The following is a 19,385-nucleotide window of genomic DNA, read 5'->3' as shown; positions in this document are numbered from 1 at the left end:
CCTTATTTACGAACTGAGATGTTCGGAACTTTGCGCGCTGTTTCGCCAACGTACAACTGACGTGGACGTCCAATTTTATACTCAGGATCAGTAATCATTTCCTCCCACTGAGCAATCCAACCTACTGTTCTTGCCAAGGCAAAAATACAGGTGAACATTTCTGTTGGGATGCCTAAAGCACGTTGCACGATGCCTGAGTAGAAGTCAACGTTTGGATAGAGCTTACGACTCACAAAATAGTCATCTTCCAAAGCAATCTTCTCAAGAGTCATGGCCAACTTGAATAATGGATCATCCTGGAGGCCAAGTTCATTCAACACTTCGTAACAAGTTTCACGCATCAACTTTGCGCGTGGGTCAAAGTTTTTGTAAACGCGGTGTCCAAAGCCCATCAAGCGAACGCTAGAGTTCTTATCTTTTACTTGAGCGATGAATTCATGAATCTTATCTACACCACCATTTGCCTGAATCTCATTCAACATCTCCAAGCAAGCTTCATTTGCACCACCGTGAGCTGGGCCCCAAAGACAAGCAATACCAGCAGAGATCGCTGCAAAAGGATTGGTGCCTGATGATCCGCATAAGCGCACTGTTGAAGTGGAAGCATTTTGCTCATGATCTGCATGCAATGTGAAGATGCGATCCAAAGCACGAACCAATACTGGGTTTACTTTGTACTCTTCACATGGTGTTGCAAACATCATGCGCATAAAGTTAGCGGTGTATGACAAAGAGTTATCTGGATAGATAAATGGCTGACCTACAGAATATTTATAAGCCATCGCAACCAAAGTTGGCATCTTCGCAATCAAACGAATTTGCGCAATTTCGCGCGCCTTAGGCTGACTGTAATCAATCGCATCATGGTAGAAAGCAGCCATAGCGCCAACCAAGCCAGTCAATACCGACATTGGATGCGCATCGCGACGGAAACCACGCAAGAAGAATTGCATTTGCTCATGAACCATCGTGTGGTGCATGACCATTTCTTCAAAGTCTTTTTTCTCAGTGGCATTTGGCAAGTCGCCATTGATCAAGAGGTAGCAAACTTCCAAGAAGTCACAGTTATTAGCTAAATCTTCAATTGGGTAGCCGCGATAGAGCAACTCACCCTTATCGCCATCGATGTAGGTAATTTTGCTATTACATGACGCAGTAGATAAGAAGCCTGAGTCGTAAGTGAACTTACCAGTCTGACCATAGAGCTTACGAATGTCGATTACATCAGGACCCACTGTCCCTTTATAAATTGGCAGATCAATATCTGGTGTTCCATCCGAAAACGAGAGTTTTGCTTTGATGTCCGATTCAATCATTTCTAATCCTTAGTCATTCAAAAATATGATTAATACACTATTCAATCATGCGTCTATACCGCTACCGCACCAAATTGCTGAATTACTTCTCTCTCAGCCTTAGTAAAACCATCTTGAAAGAGTCTGTTTGCATCTCTTTCTCCAGGCTGGCTACAGAATCTTTACGACCAATCAATAAATCCATCAAGTCGTTGTCATCTAAAGCTAATAACTGGCTTAAAACCATTCCATCCTCTACGCTTAACTGAGTGCCGTAACGCTCAAAGAAACGTTGCAGAATTAAGTCGTTCTCTAGCAAGCCCCTGCGGGCATCGCTCTTTAAACGATATAACTCTGCATTGCCGAGGGTCATACTGCCCTACGAACCATCAACTCCTTGATCTTGCCAATTGCTTTCGTTGGGTTCAAGTGCTTAGGACATACATCTACGCAATTCATAATGGTGTGGCAACGGAACAAGCGGTATGGGTCTTCCAAATTATCCAAGCGCTGATTGGTATCCTCATCACGGCTATCGGCAATAAAGCGATAAGCCTGCAATAAACCAGCTGGGCCAACGAACTTGTCTGGATTCCACCAGAAAGATGGGCATGAAGTTGAGCATGACGCGCATAAGATGCACTCATACAAGCCATTCAACTCTTCACGCTCTTCAGGACTCTGGAGACGCTCTTTTTCAGGAGGAGGATTGTCATTTACCAAGTAAGGCTTGATAGACAAATATTGCTTGAAGAACAAAGTCATATCAACGATCAAGTCGCGCACTACTGGCAAGCCAGGCAATGGGCGCAATGTAATGACCTTAGGCAAAGTCAACATATTAGTCAAACAAGCCAAACCATTTTTACCGTTGATGTTCATAGCATCTGAACCGCACACGCCCTCACGGCATGAGCGACGATAAGAAATCGTCTCATCTTGCTTCTTCAAAGAAATCAAAGCGTCCAACAACATACGCTCACCAGTGAGCTCTAACTCATAACGTTGCATGCGTGGAGCAGCATCGACATCTGGATCGTAGCGGTAAATTTCGAATATACGGATATCACTCATCTTCTATCTCTTTTGCTTAGAAAGTACGTTCTTTAGGAGGAAAGGACTCAACAGTGAGAGGCTTCAAGACAACTGGCTTGTATGAAAGCTTGTTTCCCTCGCTGTACCAAAGGGTATGCTTCATCCAATTCTCATCGTCACGCTCTTGATGGTCATCATGCGAATGCGCACCACGACTCTCTTTACGAGCAGCCGCAGAAATCATGGTTGCATTTGCAGTCTCGACTAAGTTAGCCACTTCCAAAGCCTCAATACGTGCTGTATTGAAAATCTCGGATTTATCCTTAACCCATAAGTGCTTAGCGCGCTCTGTCAATTTAGCCATTTGACGAACACCTTCATCCATCAGCTCTTGATTACGGAACACACCAGCATATTTCTGCATGCACTTACGAATGTCGTTTGCAACATCTTGCGCATACTCGCCTGAAGTTGAGTTATCCAACTTCGCAATACGCTCCAATGTTTGCTCACCAGCATTCGCAGGCAACGGCTTGAACTCGCGATTTTTCAAATCTAGGCCAACAATATGGTTACCTGCCGCACGACCAAATACCAATAGGTCTAGCAGTGAGTTAGTACCTAAGCGATTCGCGCCGTGTACGGATACACATGAACACTCACCAATCGCATACAAACCATTGACGATTTCATTATGAATTCCATTTGCTGGAACAACCACTTGACCATTGATGTTCGTAGGAATGCCGCCCATCTGATAGTGAATCGTTGGCACTACTGGAATCGGCTCTTTAGTGACGTCAACGTTCGCAAAGTTAATACCAATCTCATAAACAGAAGGCAAACGCTTCATGATGGTCTCGGCACCAATGTGTGTCAGATCGAGCACAACATAGTCACCGTTAGGACCGCAACCGCGCCCTTCTTTAATTTCTTGGTCCATACAGCGGGATACGAAATCGCGTGGAGCTAAGTCTTTATAGGTTGGCGCATAACGTTCCATGAAGCGCTCGCCATCCTTGTTACGCAAGATACCGCCTTCACCGCGACAGCCCTCTGTCAACAACACACCAGCACCAGCTACGCCAGTTGGGTGGAATTGCCAGAACTCCATATCTTCCAATGGAATACCTGCACGAGCTGCTAAGCCCATACCGTCGCCGGTATTAATAAATGCGTTGGTCGATGCATCCCAAATACGGCCTGCACCACCGGTTGCCAACATCACAATCTTGGCCTCCAAAATATAGACCTGGCCTGTTTCCATTTCAAGAGCAGTAACACCAACAACATCGCCTGCATCATCACGAATTAAATCGAGGGCCAACCACTCAACAAAGAAGTTTGTTTTGGCGCGTACGTTGCGTTGGTACAAGGTATGCAACATCGCATGACCAGTACGGTCAGCGGCAGCACAAGCTCGCTGCACTGGCTTCTCGCCATAGTTTGCTGTGTGACCACCGAAGGGGCGCTGATAAATCGTGCCATCTGGATTGCGGTCGAATGGCATACCAAAGTGCTCTAACTCATAAACAACTTTTGGAGCTTCGCGACACATGAACTCGATCACGTCTTGGTCACCTAACCAGTCAGATCCCTTGATGGTGTCATAGAAGTGATAGTGCCAATTGTCTTCACTCATGTTGCCTAATGAAGCACCGATACCACCCTGGGCGGCAACTGTATGTGAACGTGTTGGGAATACTTTAGTTAATACAGCAACATTCAAGCCGGCTTCAGCCAACTGTAATGATGCGCGCATACCGGAACCACCTGCCCCAATAATCACCGCATCAAAACGGCGGCGTGGCAATGATTTTTTAATTGCAGTCATCGAATTACACTTTCCACAAAATTTGAACGGCGTAGGCCGCACAGGCTACGAGATACAAAACTGTTAACACTTGGAGTGTTAAACGAATGCTGACGGGCTTGATGTAATCCATCCAGATATCGCGGATACCAATCCAAGCGTGATAGAACAAGCTGATGAATGCTAAGAGCGTCAATAACTTCATCAATTGGTTGCTAAATAAAGCAGACCAACCTTCATAAGTAGCGCTACCAGTGATGCAATAGTCCACCAACAAAACAATCGTAAACACCACCATCACAATCGCAGTAACGCGCTGAATGATCCATTCTTTAAGGCCGTAGTGCGCGCCTACAACTAAGCGCTTTGGTCCAATTTGATAAATAGGCATGAAATTTCCTTAAATGATGTGCGCTTAGTACACGCCGAATAATTTGAGACCCACTACAGCAGTCAAAGCCAAGCCGAGGAACAAAACAAAAATGGCCGAACGATTTGCTTCAGACTTCTCAACGCCGATTTCTAAATCGAGCAAAAGGTAGCGAATACCAGCACAGAAGTGGTGCAAGAAAGACCAGATCAAGCCGAGGCAAATAATCTTGACCAAAATGTTGCCGGTGAAAGCTTGGAATTTTTGGTAGCTCAGCTCAGACGCAAGGCTCTGATCGAAGAGATACAAAATAAATGGCAACAAGAGGAACATCGCTGCCCCGCTAATACGATGAAGAATGGAGACTTTGCCGGCCCAAGGAAGGCGGTATTTAATCAACTGGGCAAGACCAATATTTCGGTAAACCGGTCTATCTTTTTTTACATTTTGCTGTGAATCAACCATGGGTAATCTCTATCTTTAGGTGGAGGTTCATTGTGGTTTTGTTGTATCGCAACATATTCTATTGGAAACCTTAAGGCTGGTGGGGATTTTTACGGGTTTATAGGGGTTTAATAGGGGTTTTAACGGATATGTTCATCAACGCACTTAGTTCAATTTGTTTTCGTAATGCTGCTCTGAAGTGTCGTATCTAGCGTGACGAATTTCTACTGGTTTATTCCCGTAGGTGAAAGCCACCCGCTCTACAGAAAGGAGTGGCGCGCCCTCTTCCAGGTGAAGGTGCTTTGCCAGCATTTGATCAGCAGCTACAGCCTTAATTTTTTCTTCCGCCCGCACCATATGAGTGGCATATTGCCCCTCATAAAAGGCATACATGGGACCATGCCAAGCATTAAGGACCTCAAGGTCTAAACCCTTAAAACGAGAGCCAGGTAGAAATATCTCTTCAAAAACAATGGGTTTACCCGCAAAACTCTGAATTCGGTCAATGTGAATAATGGGGTCGCCTGCCTTTAATTTAAGCAATTCGGCCACGTAAGCGCTAGCTTTAGTCTTTTCACAGGTCAAAAATTGGTTGGTTAGGTGAAATTTCTCACCAGAATCCGGGGCTAAGCGTAAAAAACGATACTGCCAGTCGTCTTCTTGGTGGGTGGCGACAAAGGTGCCCTTCCCTTGGCGGCGAACCAGTAAATTTTGGGCGGCCAGCTCATCAATGGCTTTGCGGACAGTGCCTTGACTCACGGCATAACGGGCGGCAAGCTCCATTTCACTGGGAATAGCCATCCCCGGAAGCCATTCCGCGGCTTGCAAACTAGCCAAAATCATCGCCTTGATCTGCTCGTACAGAGGGCTAAATGAGGCAACAGGCAAATTCACGTCAGACAAATTAACTCCAGGCCGTGTCAATTGGATAAAATTCAAGGTAATTCTAGTCTTATATAAGACATCATTGACAGTGTAAAGCTAAAGTCCCTACACTTGAATGGATAATAGAAAAGTTTTCTTTATTTAACCCACTTAACCTTCCTTTGGAGTTCTCAGTAATGGCAAAAGCCCCAATGCGTGTCGCTGTAACCGGTGCAGCCGGTCAAATCGGATATTCCCTTCTATTCCGCATCGCCAATGGCGACCTGCTGGGCAAAGATCAGCCCGTCATACTGCAATTGCTTGAGATTCCCGATGAAAAAGCTCAAAAAGCCTTAACTGGCGTCATGATGGAGTTGGAAGACTGCGCATTCCCGCTATTGGCAGGCATGTCAGCGCACTCTGACCCAATGACTGCTTTTAAAGATATCGATGTTGCCCTTTTAGTTGGCGCACGTCCACGTGGTCCTGGCATGGAGCGTAAAGACTTGCTCTCCGCTAACGCACAAATTTTCACAGCTCAAGGCAAAGCATTAAATGCAGTTGCTAAGAAGACTGTAAAAGTATTGGTTGTTGGTAACCCAGCCAATACCAATGCGTACATCGCCATGAAATCTGCTCCAGATATTCCTGCGAAGAATTTCACAGCAATGTTGCGCCTTGATCACAACCGCGCCCTCTCACAATTGGCTAGCAAGTTGAACAAGCCAGTAGCTGATATTGAGAAATTGGTTGTATGGGGCAACCACAGCCCAACAATGTATCCAGACTATCGCTTTGCAACGATCGATGGCAAGTCAGTCAAAGACTCTATCAACGATGCAGCTTGGAACAAAGATGTATTTATTCCTACTGTTGGTAAGCGTGGTGCAGCCATCATTGAAGCGCGTGGCCTGTCTTCTGCAGCTTCTGCAGCGAATGCGGCTATTGATCACATTCATGATTGGGTTCTCGGCACTAACGGTAAGTGGGTAACGATGGGCATTCCTTCTAAAGGCGAATACGATATTCCTGCTGAAGTGATTTATGGCTTCCCAGTAGTTTGCGAAAACGGTGAATACAAAATGATCGAAGGTTTAGAGATCGATGCATTCTCCCGTGAGCGCATGAACCACACCTTGAATGAGTTACTCGAAGAGCAGGCTGGCGTTAAGCACTTGCTCTCATAAGGAAAACTAGATGAAGAAAAACCTTCTCGCCATTAGCCTTGTGCTTGCTAGCGCTTTAGGCGCTGCAAATGCATTTGCTGATGAAGAAGCATTTACTTGGACCTGTCAAGAAAGCAAGCAGTTCAAAACTGCTGGCACAACTGAAAAGATCCGCTTAACTTGGGAATCCAAAACGTATGATTTGGATCGCCAAACTTCATTGCCAGGCAGTCTTCGCTACAAAAATACCAACTCTGGTTTCGACCTTGTGGTGTTGGGTAACAAAGCAATGTTATTCAACATTAAAGCGGGTGTACGTCTTGCCGATTTCTGCCAAACAGCAGATATGAAATCCGGTAAGTTGCCACACTTGTTTGCTGGCGCAGAACCATTTGTGCAGAATTAATTTCTCACACCGCATCAAATAAAAAAGCCGAGACTTCTCGGCTTTTTTATTGCTTAGCGTTTCTTTTGCTTGTTTTGTTTCTTGTATTTGTTTTAACTAGTGAAACAAAGGTTGCTGTGATGGCGCATCGTCGGGCATTTCAGCATGCACCGCCTCGCCTGAGCGATCTGGGAATAAAGGCGCCCCACAGTCATCACAGAGTTCTGGATCAAATAGCATTGCGTGACGGAATACATCCTCTACTCCTGCGTCATGCAAGGCATCACAAATCTTCTTAATTGGACTCTCATCATCTGACAGGTCATTTAAAGCGTCGCTTGCTACGCTTTCCCTGTCATACAGCGGCCAGATTACCCCATACATTACTTCGGATGAACCTTTTACACTGAACGAAATTCGATACTCATCCGCCTGCTCTTCACCAAAGGCGCCGACCACACAAGATAAGCCAGCCGGCAGAATTCCGAGAGTACTTTCCAAGAAATTGACTGCTGCGCGAATACTCAAAGGTCGCACATGCTTATCAGCCAAACGGCAGTTTGTGAAATACGCCTCTGGTAAGAGCAGCTCGAACTCACAACCAGGGAGTAGAGATGCAATCGGCTCCTGCATTGCAGTTTGCCAACCAATCAAACTCACACCCCGCTCTTGGCGAGCTGGTGGCTCAGCCTGCCAACGGAAAATGGGGGAGCCGCTCGGCGCACTTAAGGCGGCAATAATAAAACGCGGATCTGCTAATACGGCAATCGTTTCCGACATATTACGCAACTCAAGCTTGACATCTTTTCCGGAGATTGCCGCGGTTGCCAATGCTTCAGTCAGTACGCGCGTTTGACAATGGGAATGCGGCATTTGATCAATGCTGTAAAGCCAAGGAACAATGGCAATGCGCGTGTCAGTTGAAGCAATCGCGCTATGTAGGGCCTGAGCAGTTGACTCAATAATATTGGCAGGCAATGGGCCAGATGGAATCTGATAACGAGTATGCGCAACGATAGGCATAGCTAGTAACAACACATCCCACTCCCGCCCTTCATGCTCAACCCTCAAAGACTCAGCCAAGGTTTCGGCTATGTCAGCAAGCACTTCAAAGGCTACCGTATTGATGCGAAAGGTTTGATCTAGGGCGGCATCAATCACGTTTTGATTTTGACTTTTGAGCAAGCGCATTAAGCGCACGTTCAGGCGCTCTTCCCAGAAGCGATCCTCGATCTGACTGCCAGATGCGGCCAAAGAAATAGCGTCAGCTACCATCTTCTCCACTTCTGGAGAATTCCGTTGCGATGCTTTAGTGCGATGCACGGCCATTATTTTCTTTCTGCCCTTCTAAATACAGGCTTATCTACTTTTGATTCAGCGGCATAGTACTTGTAACCATCTAAATTAAAGCCCTTTAAATCAGCGGGATCCGTAATGCGATTCTCAACCACATAGCGAGCCATCAAGCCGCGAGCTCGCTTGGCATAAAAAGAAATAATCTTGTACTTACCATCCTTAGCATCCTGAAATACCGGGGAAATGACCTGGCAATCCAATTCTTTAGGCTGGAGTACCTTGAAATACTCTTCTGAAGCCAGGTTCAGAAGGACTGGCTTCTTTTGCTTTTCTAGAACCTTCTTGATGGAATCGGTTACGCGACTCCCCCAGAATGCATAAAGATCCTTACCTCTGGCGTTTTTGAATGAGGTGCTCATCTCTAAGCGATATGGCTGCATCAAATCCAGAGGCTTGAGCGCACCATAAAGGCCGGACAAAATTCGGATGTGATCTTGGGCAAACTCTACCGCTTTGGCATTCAGCGTCTTAACGTCAAAACCATCATAGACATCCCCATTAAAGGCATAGATCGCCGGCTTACTGTTTTCTTCTGTGAATTTCTTAGACCAATCCCGGTAGCGACCGACATTCAGAATGGCCAGCTGATCGGATAAACCCATCAATTTGGCAATGTCTTGCGGTGCTAGCTTCTTGAGATCAGCAATCAGCTTGGCTGATTCCGAGACAAACTCGGGCAAAGTCGGTGCCTTAACCTTGGCGGGGGTCTTGTAATCCAAGGATTTAGCAGGTGAAAGAACGATCAGCATGGCACAATTTGTTTATGTATTTTTACCATTCTAGCGACTACCGGATATATCCGCTGTAAAAGACCGATCATTACCCCTGCCCTTATGAAACCGCTAGAGACACCGTCTTTTCCAAGTCGCCTACCATACGTTGGAACCACCATCTTTACAGTGATGTCCGCTCTAGCGGCAGAGCATCAGGCGATTAATCTTGGGCAAGGTTTTCCGGACTTTCCATGCGACAGAAAACTCATTGCTGATGTGAATGCCGCCATGTTGGCAGATCACAATCAATACCCACCTATGGCTGGAGTTGCAGAACTTCGTCATGGCATTAGTCAGAAGATCAGCAGTTTATATAGCCACCACTACGATGCTGAGACTGAAATCACGATTACTGCGGGTGGTACACAGGCCATATTTACAGCCATACTGTCTTGCGTTGGTCCTGGCGATGAAGTCATCATCATCGAACCCGCCTTTGACTGCTACCGACCTGCAATAGATTTAGCTGGAGGTAAAACGATTGCCATTTCATTGCAGGTTGTACGTGATGAATCAGGACAAGTGGCTTCGTATCAAATTCCGTGGGATGTATTAGCAAATGCAATCAATCCTAAAACGCGACTCATTTTGATTAACACTCCGCATAATCCGACTGGTATGGTGTGGGATACATTAGACCTTGATCACCTAGCAGCCTTAGTTCGCAATACTTCCGCCTTGATTCTGAGCGACGAAGTCTATGAGCATATGGTCTATGACGGTGCCAAGCACCATAGTATCTCCTCCCATCCAGAGTTAGCAGCTAGGAGCTTTCTAGTTTCCAGCTTTGGCAAAACTTATCACGTCACCGGTTGGAAAGTGGGTTATGTGGCTGCGCCATCTGCGCTAACAAAAGAGTTCCGCAAGGTACATCAGTTCAATGTATTTGCCGTCAATACCCCTATGCAATATGGCTTAGCTACTTATCTTGCAGATGAAAACCATTATTTAAATCTTCCCGCCTTTTATCAAGCTAAGCGAGATTTTTTTAGGGCCGGCTTAAGTAAAACCAAATTTACATTGCTTCCTAGTCCCGGTAGTTATTTTCAATGCGCTGATTACTCCGCGCTAGGAATCCCTCAGGCTAAACTGAATGAGGCTGATTTTTGCAAATGGCTTACCAGTGAAGTTGGGGTAGCCGCCATTCCAGTTTCTGCTTTTTATGAACAACCTACCGAGTCTGGCGTCATTCGTTTTTGTTTTGCAAAGCAAGAGCAAACTCTCGCCAATGCGTTACAGCGCTTACAAAATTTATAGAGGAAAAAATGGCAACCCCAAAATCAAAAGAAGTGATTGATGTTTACAGTTGGCCAACCCCAAATGGCCATAAGGTGCACATCATGCTCGAAGAATGTGGCTACCGCCTAGGTCGCGACTGGATTGCTCATCCGATTGATATTGGTGCCGGCGATCAATTTACGCCTGAATTCCTCAAGATTAGCCCCAACAATAAGATTCCAGCAATCGTTGACCCTAGTGGTCCAGACGGAAAACCGATCAATGTCTTTGAGTCTGGCGCCATCCTTCTCTATTTAGCCGGCAAGACTGGCAAATTCTTGCCCCAAAGCACCCGCGGTAAGTACGAGGTGCTGCAATGGCTGATGTTCCAAATGGGTGGCCTTGGCCCCATGCTTGGGCAAAACCACCACTTCAGACTCTACGCACCTGAGAAAATTGAATACGCCATTAATCGTTACACCAATGAAGCCAAACGCATCTATGGAGTATTGGATGGTCAACTGAAAGATAATCCTTATATTGCAGGCAAAACTTATTCCATTGCTGATATTGCGATTTATCCATGGACTCGTAATTGGAAAAATCAAGGCATTGAAATCAATGATTACCCGCATTTCAAAAAGTGGTTTGAAAAGATTGGTGCGCGACCAGCAGTTATACGTGGTTGTGAAGTATTAACCGCATTACGCAAACCCTTGCACGATGACAAGGCTAGAGAGCAGTTATTTGGTTCCACACAGTATCAAAAGAGGAAATAAGATGAGTATTCAATCTGTAGGCGTCATTGGTGCAGGCACTATGGGCAATGGGATTGCACAAGTATGTGCAGTGGCCGGTCTGGATGTCGTGATGGTTGATATTAATGAGGCAGCGGTGCAACGTGGACTTGAGCAAATCAGCAAGAGTTTGGATCGTCTTGTCAAAAAAGAAACGTTGACTGTTGAAGCAAAGGAAGCTGCTCTCAAACGTATTAAAGGAAGTACTTCTTATACTGACTTCAAAGGCTTGGGATTAGTGATTGAAGCTGCAACCGAGAACCAAGCAATTAAAGAAAAGATTCTCAAGCAAGTAGACGAGGTCGTGAGCAAAGACACCATCATTGCCACCAACACCTCCTCCCTATCGATTACCAAACTAGCGGCACTTGACTCAAACCCTGCCCGCTTTATTGGCATGCACTTTTTCAACCCGCCACCCTTAATGGCTTTAGTGGAAGTCATTCGTGGCTTGCAAACTAGTGACGCTACCCACACTGCCATTATTGACATGGCTAAGCGTGTTGGCAAAGAGCCGATTACTGTTAAAAATTCACCTGGCTTTGTGGTGAATCGCATTTTGCTACCAATGATCAATGAGGCTTTCTTTGTTTTATCGGAAGGTCTTGCTAGCCCAGAAGATATTGATGCTGGCATGAAGTTGGGCTGCAATCAACCGATTGGCCCACTAGCCTTAGCAGATCTCATTGGATTAGATACTTGCTTAGCGGTAATGGAAGTGTATTTTGAAAACTTCAGCGATTCCAAATACCGCCCTTGCCCATTACTTCGTGAAATGGTTGCCGCTGGATATCTCGGTCGCAAAACAGGTCGCGGCGTATACGCCTACGATAAATAATTTCATTCACAACCCCTTAACCTAGATATCCCCATCGTGAACCCCATCCCACCTTTAGTTCGCAAACTTGGCTATGCCGGTCTTATTCCATTTATTGGGCTAGCCCTCATGGTGCAATTGGCACCAACACCCATGAATTATTTAAGCGCTGAATCTTTAGCGGGTTATGGTGCCGTGATTACCTCCTTTATGGGGGCTTTGCATTGGGGCGCCAATTTACATCTTCTAGGTAAGGCGCCTGCTGGTGATCGCTGGGAAGACCGTAATGCATGGATCTGGGGTGTCATCCCCGCTTTAGTAGCTTGGTTAGCACTTCATATTTACATTCCAGTGGGCTTGCTTATTTTGGCTTCCACTCTAATCATTCAGCGCAATATTGATCAGAACACCTATCAATATTATTTTGCCGACGAAGCCGCCCGCTCTGCTTTTATGACCATGCGCAATCGCTTGACTTATATTGCAGCAGCCTGCCTTACTTGGGCATCCTTAGTTATTCTCTTTATTCAAGCCTGATGCAATGAGCAGTCTTTTTGATAGCGCGCCGCCTCCACCCTTAGCAGAGGCACTGCGCCCAAAAACGATTGAAGAAGTGATTGGACAAGCGCATTTATTAGCCAGTGGTAAACCACTCAATCTAGCATTTGCCTCCGGCAAGCCTCACTCGATGATTTTGTGGGGTCCTCCAGGCGTTGGCAAGACTACGCTAGCGCGTCTCTCCGCCAAAGCATTTGATCGTGAGTTCATTGCGATCTCTGCAGTCCTAGCGGGCGTTAAAGAAATCCGGGAATCCATTGAGCAAGCCCAACAAAATATGGCTCAGTACGGCAAGCAAACGATTTTATTTGTCGACGAGATTCATCGCTTCAATAAAAGCCAGCAAGATGCCCTGCTACCCCATGTGGAGTCGGGTTTATTCACCTTTATTGGTGCCACTACCGAAAACCCATCATTTGAAGTGAACTCTGCACTCTTGTCGCGTGCTCAAGTCTATGTCTTGAAATCACTCACTCCTGAGGAGCTGAAATTACTCTTTGATCGAGCCCATCAGCACGCGATGCCCGATGTGCAATTTGAATCAACAGCAATCGATACCCTTATCTCTAATGCTGATGGTGATGCGCGACGCCTTCTCAATTTAGTTGAACAAGTGCGCAATGCGGTCCTCACACCAAATGCGGAAGTAAAAATCGTTGATCAGAAATTTATAGAGAACGCACTGAGCGCTCAAGCGCGGCGTTTTGATAAAGGTGGCGATCACTTCTACGATCAAATCTCCGCTCTACACAAATCCGTTCGTGGATCCAACCCCGATGCGGCCTTGTATTGGTTTTGCCGTATGCTAGATGGCGGCGCCGATCCCCGTTACTTAGCCAGACGCATTATTCGGATGGCTTGGGAGGACATTGGCCTAGCTGATCCAAGAGCCATGCAATTGGCTAACGATGCCGCGCAGACCTATGAAAGACTAGGATCCCCTGAGGGTGAGTTGGCTCTTGGGCAAGCAGTGGTTTATCTTGCAGTTGCCTCTAAGAGCAATGCAAGCTACAACGCTTTTAATGCTGCTCGCGCTTATGTAGCAAACGATCAATCCAAACCCGTTCCGAATCATTTGCGCAACGCACCTACCAAACTGATGAAAGAGCTTGGACATGGAAAAGAATATCGCTACGCCCATGATGAGCCGCATGGCTATGCCGCCGGTGAAACTTATCTTCCAGAAGGCATGAAGGAGCCTCATTGGTACGAGCCAGTGGAGCGTGGCCTAGAGTCACAGATCAAAGAAAAGCTAGCGTTCTTAAAAAAGCTCGATGAAGAGCATAAGAAGAAATAAGGCGATATGAGTACAAAGATTTCGGCTACTTTTTATTACGATATTGTTTCGCCATTTGCTTATCTGTACATTAAGCAAAGACAGCGCCTTGAAAGCAAGCTAGAGATTAAACCTGTTCCTATTCTGCTGGGTGGCCTACTCAGAGCTTCTGAAAATAAGGGTCCAGGAGAAGTTGCTGCCAAACGCCCTCATACCTATCAGTTTTGTGTATGGCAGGCGGAGAAGTTAGGCATTCCGTTTCGCTTTCCAGAGCATCACCCTTTTATGACAGTTGCCGCCCAACGCCTTTTGGTTGAACAAAATGCCGATTGGGTGATGGTTGAGAGCGCTTTTGATTATGTTTGGGTGGAAGGTAAGGATCCCAACCTATCTTGGCCAGAATTTTGTAGCTACTTAGGACTTCCCTCAGATACACCTAAACCTGAAAATCCAGAAGTGAAGGCAAAGCTGATCGCTAATACCAATCAAGCAAAAGCCGATGGCGCCTTTGGAGTGCCGGCCCTGATAGTGAATCAACATTGCTTTTGGGGTGTTGACACTATTGACTGGACACTGGACTACCTTGCAAGACCGGGCATGTTTGATGAGGCTTCCTATGCTTATGCCGGCAATGTTCCTAATGGTCTAGGCTAATAAATCATTTAACCCTCTAGTGGTCTTGGGCAATACAATCAAATACAAGCTATTTTTATCTTATTGAAGGAGTTCTTATGCGTAAGCTATTTGCCGCCCTTGTTGTTGCTGTTTCTTGTTTTACTAGTCAAGCAGCATTTGCAGGTCCTAAGGTTGAATTTAAAACTACGATGGGTAACTTCGTCGTTGAATTAGATGATGCGAAAGCACCGAAGAGTTCCGCCAACTTTTTGAACTACGTTAAGAGCGGTTTCTATAACGGCACCATCTTTCATCGTGTGATTGATGGCTTCATGATTCAAGGTGGCGGGTTTACGCCGGACTTGAATCAAAAGCCAACTGATTCCCCAGTGGTTTCTGAAGCGCAAAATGGCTTGAAGAATAATGTTTACACGATTGCGATGGCTCGAACTTCAGACCCTGATTCTGCAACTTCACAGTTCTTTATTAATGTGAAAGACAATGCGGCGCTCGACTACCCTAATGCGATGGGCAATGGCTATACCGTGTTTGGCAAAGTGATCTCTGGCACGCAAACCATAGATGCCATTCGCAAAGTACCGACCATGATTGCCCCAGCTCCGCGTATGGGCAGAATGTCTGATGTTCCTACTAAGTCTGTCATCATCGAATCTGCAACGATTCTGAAATAATTAGAAATTGCTAGGTAAGCTGCGATGATTTTGCTCGATGATGCGCAAAGCACCGCGGCCTTACCCACTAGTCGCCAATATGAAAATGCACTGCACTACTGGCGTGTTCTTCCAAGCGGTGATCATGCGGTAGATTTAATCGCCACCCAGCAGTGCCTTGCTGAAATTTCTGCCGCGCTTGCAAAGGGCGAATTTATTGTTGCTGCCTTTGCTTACGAGTTAGGTAGACAAATTCATAATCTACCTGAGCGAGTCAATCACTCAGATCATCACCATCCCCTCATTGAAGCCTGGTCTTTTGCGGAATTCAAAAAACTGTCTAAGCAGGATGTCGATAGCTTCATTGCTGAGAAGCTGGCTTCGCTAGATCTAGCTCAAGCAAGCGCCGGAGTAATGGATGTTCAGCAATCCTTGAATGAGGAGCAATTTACTGCCGATATTGCAGCGATACAGGAATATATTCGTAGTGGTGATAGCTACCAGATTAACCACACCTATCGAATCACAGGCAAGACTTATGGCACTCCACTCGCCTTATATAAAAGCTTAAGGGATCGCCAGCCTGGGCGCTTTGGTGCTTTTATTGAACATGATGGCAGCTTTTTACTGTCGCAATCGCCTGAACTATTTATTGCGCGAGATGGCGACACTATAAAAGCTATGCCAATGAAGGGTACTGCAAGCGCCCTATCTGCTGTTGCGAGCGCCTTATCGGATGACCCAAAGAATCAAGCTGAGAATGTCATGATTGTTGACTTGCTACGCAATGATCTCAGTCGCATCTCTCTTCCGGGTACGGTATTAGTGCCCAATCTATTTGAAGTTGCAAGACATGGTGATGTGTTGCAAATGACTTCTACCGTGCAAGGTCAGATCAAACCTGAAATTTCTTTATTCGATATTTTCAAAGCGGTATTTCCATGTGGCTCTGTTACAGGAGCTCCAAAAAAACGCAGCATGGAAATTATTCAAGAACTAGAACCCGAAGATCGCGGCTACTATTGCGGTGCCTTAGGCTGGCTTGACCCCAACGGCAATTTTGCCCTTAGTGTTCCCATCCGTACCATCGAAATTAGGCAAGATCACGACTCTCATGCATCAAGCTTTACCCTTGGGGTTGGCGCAGGAATCACCAATGACTCAGATGCAGGCCAAGAATGGCAAGAGTGTCGAATTAAATCCGCATTCCTGATGAACCTACCCAGCGCCACTGGTTTATTTGAAACCATTGCGGTTGTTAATAACGAGCCCCAGAAATTACATGCTCACATGCACCGTCTGTCTAATTCTGCTGCAGCTTTAAGAATCCCTTTTCAACTTGAGACAGCCAAGAATTTGATTTCAAGCACTTGTGCATCGCTTGATAAGAGTTTGTCATATCGATTAAGACTAGACATCTCGCCTGCTGGTGAGATGTCCGTTGCAACTGCTGCAATGGATTTAATCAATCAACCAGTCAAAATATTTTGGGCCAAGGATATTCTTCAAGGTGATGTGACGATGTTCTCTGGGGATGCTTTACTGCGTCACAAAATTAGCAATCGATCCCTTTATGACCAAGCTTGGCAAGAAGCCGTGAACTTAGGTGGATTTGATGCCTTATTTATCAATGAACAAGGCTTTGTTACTGAGGGCGGAAGGACTAGCATTTTTGTCAAACCTCACCGCAGCTCTGAATGGCTTACACCGCCAGCGTCAGCTGGCCTCTTGCCTGGGGTAATGCGTGCCGCCCTGCTTGCAGACCCCATACTAAATGCCCGCGAAGCCAACCTGACTATTAATGATGTTTCAATAGCAGATGAAATTATGCTTAGTAATGCACTACGCGGCGCCATCAAAGCCCATTTTTAGAAAGTCAGCATGAAGTATTGCTCTAACTGCGCCTCTGTATTAACCATCAAAATTCCAGCGGATGACTCTCGTGAGCGTCATGTCTGTGAAGCGTGCGGCAGCATTCATTATCAAAATCCTCGCAACGTAGTCGGAAGTATTCCGGTATATGGCAAGCAAGTTCTCTTATGTCGTCGTGCGATTGAACCTCGTTATGGCTTTTGGACTTTGCCTGCGGGCTTTATGGAGTTAGGTGAAAGTACTAGCCACGGGGCTGCGCGCGAGACTCTGGAAGAAGCTGGTGCCGCCGTGGAAATTGGACCACTCTATTCTTTACTGAATGTGCCCCACGCAGAACAGGTGCACCTATTCTATTTAGCCACAATGACTAATCCAGAATTTTCTGCCGGCGAAGAAAGTCTTGAAGTAGCCCTTTTTCATGAGCATGAGATTCCATGGGAAGAATTGGCCTTTCCCACTGTCAAGCAAACCCTTGAATGGTTCTTTGCTGACTGCGCTGCTGGCAACTTAGAGGCTGGTAAGGAATTTCATGTGCGCAGTCGTGACGTCTTACCCTCTGAGAGAATCTAAAGAGTCAACATGGGTCAGATTGCCTGGCTAGGGCCCAATGACCCTTTCCCAAATCCACTGCTTGAGGCTGATCCCGATCCCAGCGTTCCTGGGCTCATTGCCGTCAGTGAGCGGATATACCCAGGTCAACTAGCTCGCGCCTATCAACAAGGTATTTTTCCCTGGTACTCAGACAACCAACCTATTCTCTGGTGGTCGCCTGATCCTAGAATGGTGTTAAAGCCCAGCGCCTTTAAATGTAGTGAATCTTTGCAAAAGAATATTCGACTCTTTTGTCAAAACACGCAATCACAGATATTGGTTGATGCCGATTTTGGCGCAGTCATACGTTCATGCGCAACGAGCACTCGCAAAGATCAGGATGGCACTTGGATTACCCATGAAATCATTGATGCCTACACCGCACTTCACGAAGCAGGCAACGCCCACAGTATTGCCGTAATTGAAGATGGCCAACTTACTGGCGGACTTTATTGCGTTGCCTTTGGAGGAATGGTATTTGGTGAATCTATGTTTAGCCGTAAGACCAATGCGTCAAAAATCGCCTTAGCAGCCCTAAGTGCATGGTGCCTGATAAATGAAGTCCAGATGATCGACTGCCAGCAAGAAACGGCTCACCTATTGTCCTTAGGCGCCACCCCAATATCCAGGCAGGCCTTTTTAGAGCAACTGCAAATATCCTTAAATCAAACTAAGATTGAGAAATCCTGGACTTTTGACAAAGCAATCTTGCATCACTGGTTATGACTCAGCTTAAAGAACTTCCCCTAACCACCCTGCAGTTCTATGCAACCGCTCCCTATGCTTGTAGCTACCTGCCCAATAAAACAGCTCGCTCACAAGTAGCCACGCCATCTCATCTGATTCATGCGGATGTGTATAACGATTTACTCAACGCAGGCTTTCGACGAAGTGGTTTGTATACCTATCGACCATATTGCGACGAATGCAAAGCCTGTATTTCTACACGTATTTTGGTAAATCAATTTACGCCTTCTCGCAGCCAGCGCCGCGCCCAGAAAAAACACTCTGATCTTCAGGCCTCCGTCCTCAATCTGGGTTACCAAGAGGAACATTACCAACTCTATCAACGTTATCAAACTGAGCGGCACGCGGGTGGCGATATGGATAGCGATGATCAAGATCAATACATGCAGTTCTTATTACAAAGCCGAGTGAACTCCCGTATTGTGGAGTTTCGGGATGGCCCGCATGACCCGCATCCAGGTCGCTTACGGATAATCAGCATGATCGATATCTTGGAACAGGGGATCTCTTCGGTTTATACCTTTTATGACACCACAAGCCCTACTGCAAGTTATGGCAGCTATAGCATTCTGTGGCAGATCGAACAGGCTCGCATATTGGGTTTGCCTTATCTTTACCTTGGCTACTACATCAAGGAAAGCGACAAGATGTCGTATAAGGTGAAATATCAACCCATGGAAGGTTTGATTGATGATCATTGGCAAGAGCTCCCTGAGTCATAA

22 protein-coding genes are annotated in these 19,385 nt (G+C 46.1%); 13 read left to right on the top strand and 9 right to left on the bottom strand.

Going from position 1 to position 19,385, the window contains the following annotated elements:
- Window positions 1-2: 2 nt before the first annotated feature.
- The 7 genes from gltA to FD963_RS04145 form a co-directional block, all read right to left on the bottom strand.
- Window positions 3-1,316, bottom strand: a complete 1,314-nt coding sequence (gltA, locus tag FD963_RS04175; RefSeq protein ID WP_215363269.1) for a citrate synthase — start codon at window positions 1,314-1,316, stop codon at window positions 3-5.
- A gap of 82 nt (window positions 1,317-1,398) precedes the next feature.
- Window positions 1,399-1,668 carry a succinate dehydrogenase assembly factor 2 gene (locus tag FD963_RS04170; protein ID WP_215363266.1) on the bottom strand — a complete coding sequence of 90 codons (270 nt, stop codon included), beginning with the start codon at window positions 1,666-1,668 and terminating at the stop codon, window positions 1,399-1,401.
- Window positions 1,665-2,369 carry a succinate dehydrogenase iron-sulfur subunit gene (locus tag FD963_RS04165; protein WP_215359943.1) on the bottom strand — a complete coding sequence of 235 codons (705 nt, stop codon included), beginning with the start codon at window positions 2,367-2,369 and terminating at the stop codon, window positions 1,665-1,667. The genes FD963_RS04170 and FD963_RS04165 overlap by 4 nt, the downstream gene beginning before the upstream one ends.
- A 16-nt stretch (window positions 2,370-2,385) precedes the next feature.
- On the bottom strand, window positions 2,386-4,164 hold the full coding sequence (sdhA, locus tag FD963_RS04160) for a succinate dehydrogenase flavoprotein subunit (RefSeq protein WP_072582238.1): 1,779 nt from the start codon (window positions 4,162-4,164) through the stop codon (window positions 2,386-2,388).
- Window positions 4,165-4,168: 4 nt separating this feature from the next.
- The gene (gene sdhD / locus FD963_RS04155) at window positions 4,169-4,534 is read right to left on the bottom strand and encodes a succinate dehydrogenase, hydrophobic membrane anchor protein (RefSeq protein WP_215363264.1); all 366 of its coding nucleotides are present in this window, start codon (window positions 4,532-4,534) and stop codon (window positions 4,169-4,171) included.
- Window positions 4,535-4,558: 24 nt separating this feature from the next.
- Entirely contained in the window at window positions 4,559-4,978 is a 420-nt protein-coding gene (sdhC, locus tag FD963_RS04150) for a succinate dehydrogenase, cytochrome b556 subunit (RefSeq protein WP_215321900.1), read from the bottom strand.
- A gap of 144 nt (window positions 4,979-5,122) precedes the next feature.
- Window positions 5,123-5,851, bottom strand: a complete 729-nt coding sequence (locus FD963_RS04145; RefSeq protein ID WP_251367352.1) for a GntR family transcriptional regulator — start codon at window positions 5,849-5,851, stop codon at window positions 5,123-5,125.
- A gap of 167 nt (window positions 5,852-6,018) precedes the next feature.
- Between FD963_RS04145 and FD963_RS04140 the strand changes: the two genes are divergently transcribed.
- Window positions 6,019-7,008 carry a malate dehydrogenase gene (locus FD963_RS04140; RefSeq protein ID WP_215363260.1) on the top strand — a complete coding sequence of 330 codons (990 nt, stop codon included), beginning with the start codon at window positions 6,019-6,021 and terminating at the stop codon, window positions 7,006-7,008.
- 10 nt (window positions 7,009-7,018) lie between these two features.
- Window positions 7,019-7,393: a hypothetical protein gene (locus FD963_RS04135; RefSeq protein WP_215359940.1), complete on the top strand. Its 375-nt coding sequence runs from the start codon at window positions 7,019-7,021 to the stop codon at window positions 7,391-7,393.
- Between the two features lie 96 nt (window positions 7,394-7,489).
- Here the strand turns inward: FD963_RS04135 and FD963_RS04130 are convergent, their stop codons facing one another.
- Together FD963_RS04130 and yaaA are read right to left on the bottom strand one after the other, a co-directional pair.
- The gene (locus tag FD963_RS04130) at window positions 7,490-8,701 is read right to left on the bottom strand and encodes a DUF2863 family protein (protein WP_215363258.1); all 1,212 of its coding nucleotides are present in this window, start codon (window positions 8,699-8,701) and stop codon (window positions 7,490-7,492) included.
- Complete coding sequence (yaaA, locus tag FD963_RS04125; protein WP_215363256.1) at window positions 8,701-9,477, bottom strand: peroxide stress protein YaaA; 777 nt, start codon at window positions 9,475-9,477, stop codon at window positions 8,701-8,703. Before yaaA ends, FD963_RS04130 begins: the two co-directional genes overlap by 1 nt.
- Window positions 9,478-9,561: 84 nt before the next feature.
- Here yaaA and FD963_RS04120 point away from each other — a divergent pair, with 84 nt between their 5' ends.
- From FD963_RS04120 to FD963_RS04070, 11 genes are all read left to right on the top strand, one after another.
- Entirely contained in the window at window positions 9,562-10,758 is a 1,197-nt protein-coding gene (locus FD963_RS04120; protein ID WP_215363254.1) for a pyridoxal phosphate-dependent aminotransferase, read from the top strand.
- Between the two features lie 32 nt (window positions 10,759-10,790).
- Window positions 10,791-11,498 carry a glutathione binding-like protein gene (locus tag FD963_RS04115; RefSeq protein ID WP_215363844.1) on the top strand — a complete coding sequence of 236 codons (708 nt, stop codon included), beginning with the start codon at window positions 10,791-10,793 and terminating at the stop codon, window positions 11,496-11,498.
- A 1-nt stretch (window position 11,499) separates the two neighbouring features.
- The gene (locus tag FD963_RS04110; protein WP_215363252.1) at window positions 11,500-12,354 is read left to right on the top strand and encodes a 3-hydroxybutyryl-CoA dehydrogenase; all 855 of its coding nucleotides are present in this window, start codon (window positions 11,500-11,502) and stop codon (window positions 12,352-12,354) included.
- 36 nt (window positions 12,355-12,390) lie between these two features.
- Window positions 12,391-12,870: a DUF3429 domain-containing protein gene (locus FD963_RS04105; protein ID WP_251367316.1), complete on the top strand. Its 480-nt coding sequence runs from the start codon at window positions 12,391-12,393 to the stop codon at window positions 12,868-12,870.
- A gap of 4 nt (window positions 12,871-12,874) precedes the next feature.
- Window positions 12,875-14,188 (top strand): replication-associated recombination protein A, encoded by a 1,314-nt coding sequence (locus tag FD963_RS04100; RefSeq protein ID WP_215363250.1) that lies wholly within the window; start codon window positions 12,875-12,877, stop codon window positions 14,186-14,188.
- Window positions 14,189-14,194: 6 nt separating this feature from the next.
- The gene (locus FD963_RS04095; protein ID WP_215363249.1) at window positions 14,195-14,821 is read left to right on the top strand and encodes a 2-hydroxychromene-2-carboxylate isomerase; all 627 of its coding nucleotides are present in this window, start codon (window positions 14,195-14,197) and stop codon (window positions 14,819-14,821) included.
- Window positions 14,822-14,898: 77 nt separating this feature from the next.
- The gene (locus FD963_RS04090; protein ID WP_215363248.1) at window positions 14,899-15,474 is read left to right on the top strand and encodes a peptidylprolyl isomerase; all 576 of its coding nucleotides are present in this window, start codon (window positions 14,899-14,901) and stop codon (window positions 15,472-15,474) included.
- Between the two features lie 24 nt (window positions 15,475-15,498).
- Complete coding sequence (locus FD963_RS04085) at window positions 15,499-17,325, top strand: bifunctional chorismate-binding protein/class IV aminotransferase (RefSeq protein WP_215363246.1); 1,827 nt, start codon at window positions 15,499-15,501, stop codon at window positions 17,323-17,325.
- Window positions 17,326-17,334: 9 nt separating this feature from the next.
- Window positions 17,335-17,895, top strand: a complete 561-nt coding sequence (locus tag FD963_RS04080) for an NUDIX hydrolase (RefSeq protein WP_215363244.1) — start codon at window positions 17,335-17,337, stop codon at window positions 17,893-17,895.
- Between the two features lie 9 nt (window positions 17,896-17,904).
- Window positions 17,905-18,642 carry a leucyl/phenylalanyl-tRNA--protein transferase gene (aat, locus tag FD963_RS04075; protein WP_215363241.1) on the top strand — a complete coding sequence of 246 codons (738 nt, stop codon included), beginning with the start codon at window positions 17,905-17,907 and terminating at the stop codon, window positions 18,640-18,642.
- The gene (locus FD963_RS04070; RefSeq protein ID WP_215363238.1) at window positions 18,639-19,385 is read left to right on the top strand and encodes an arginyltransferase; all 747 of its coding nucleotides are present in this window, start codon (window positions 18,639-18,641) and stop codon (window positions 19,383-19,385) included. Before aat ends, FD963_RS04070 begins: the two co-directional genes overlap by 4 nt.

It is taken from the genome of Polynucleobacter sp. JS-JIR-II-50 (assembly GCF_018687895.1).
In the GTDB taxonomy this organism is placed as follows: domain Bacteria; phylum Pseudomonadota; class Gammaproteobacteria; order Burkholderiales; family Burkholderiaceae; genus Polynucleobacter.
Note: the sequence above shows the minus strand (reverse complement) of the source record. Positions and strands in the feature narration are given on the sequence as shown.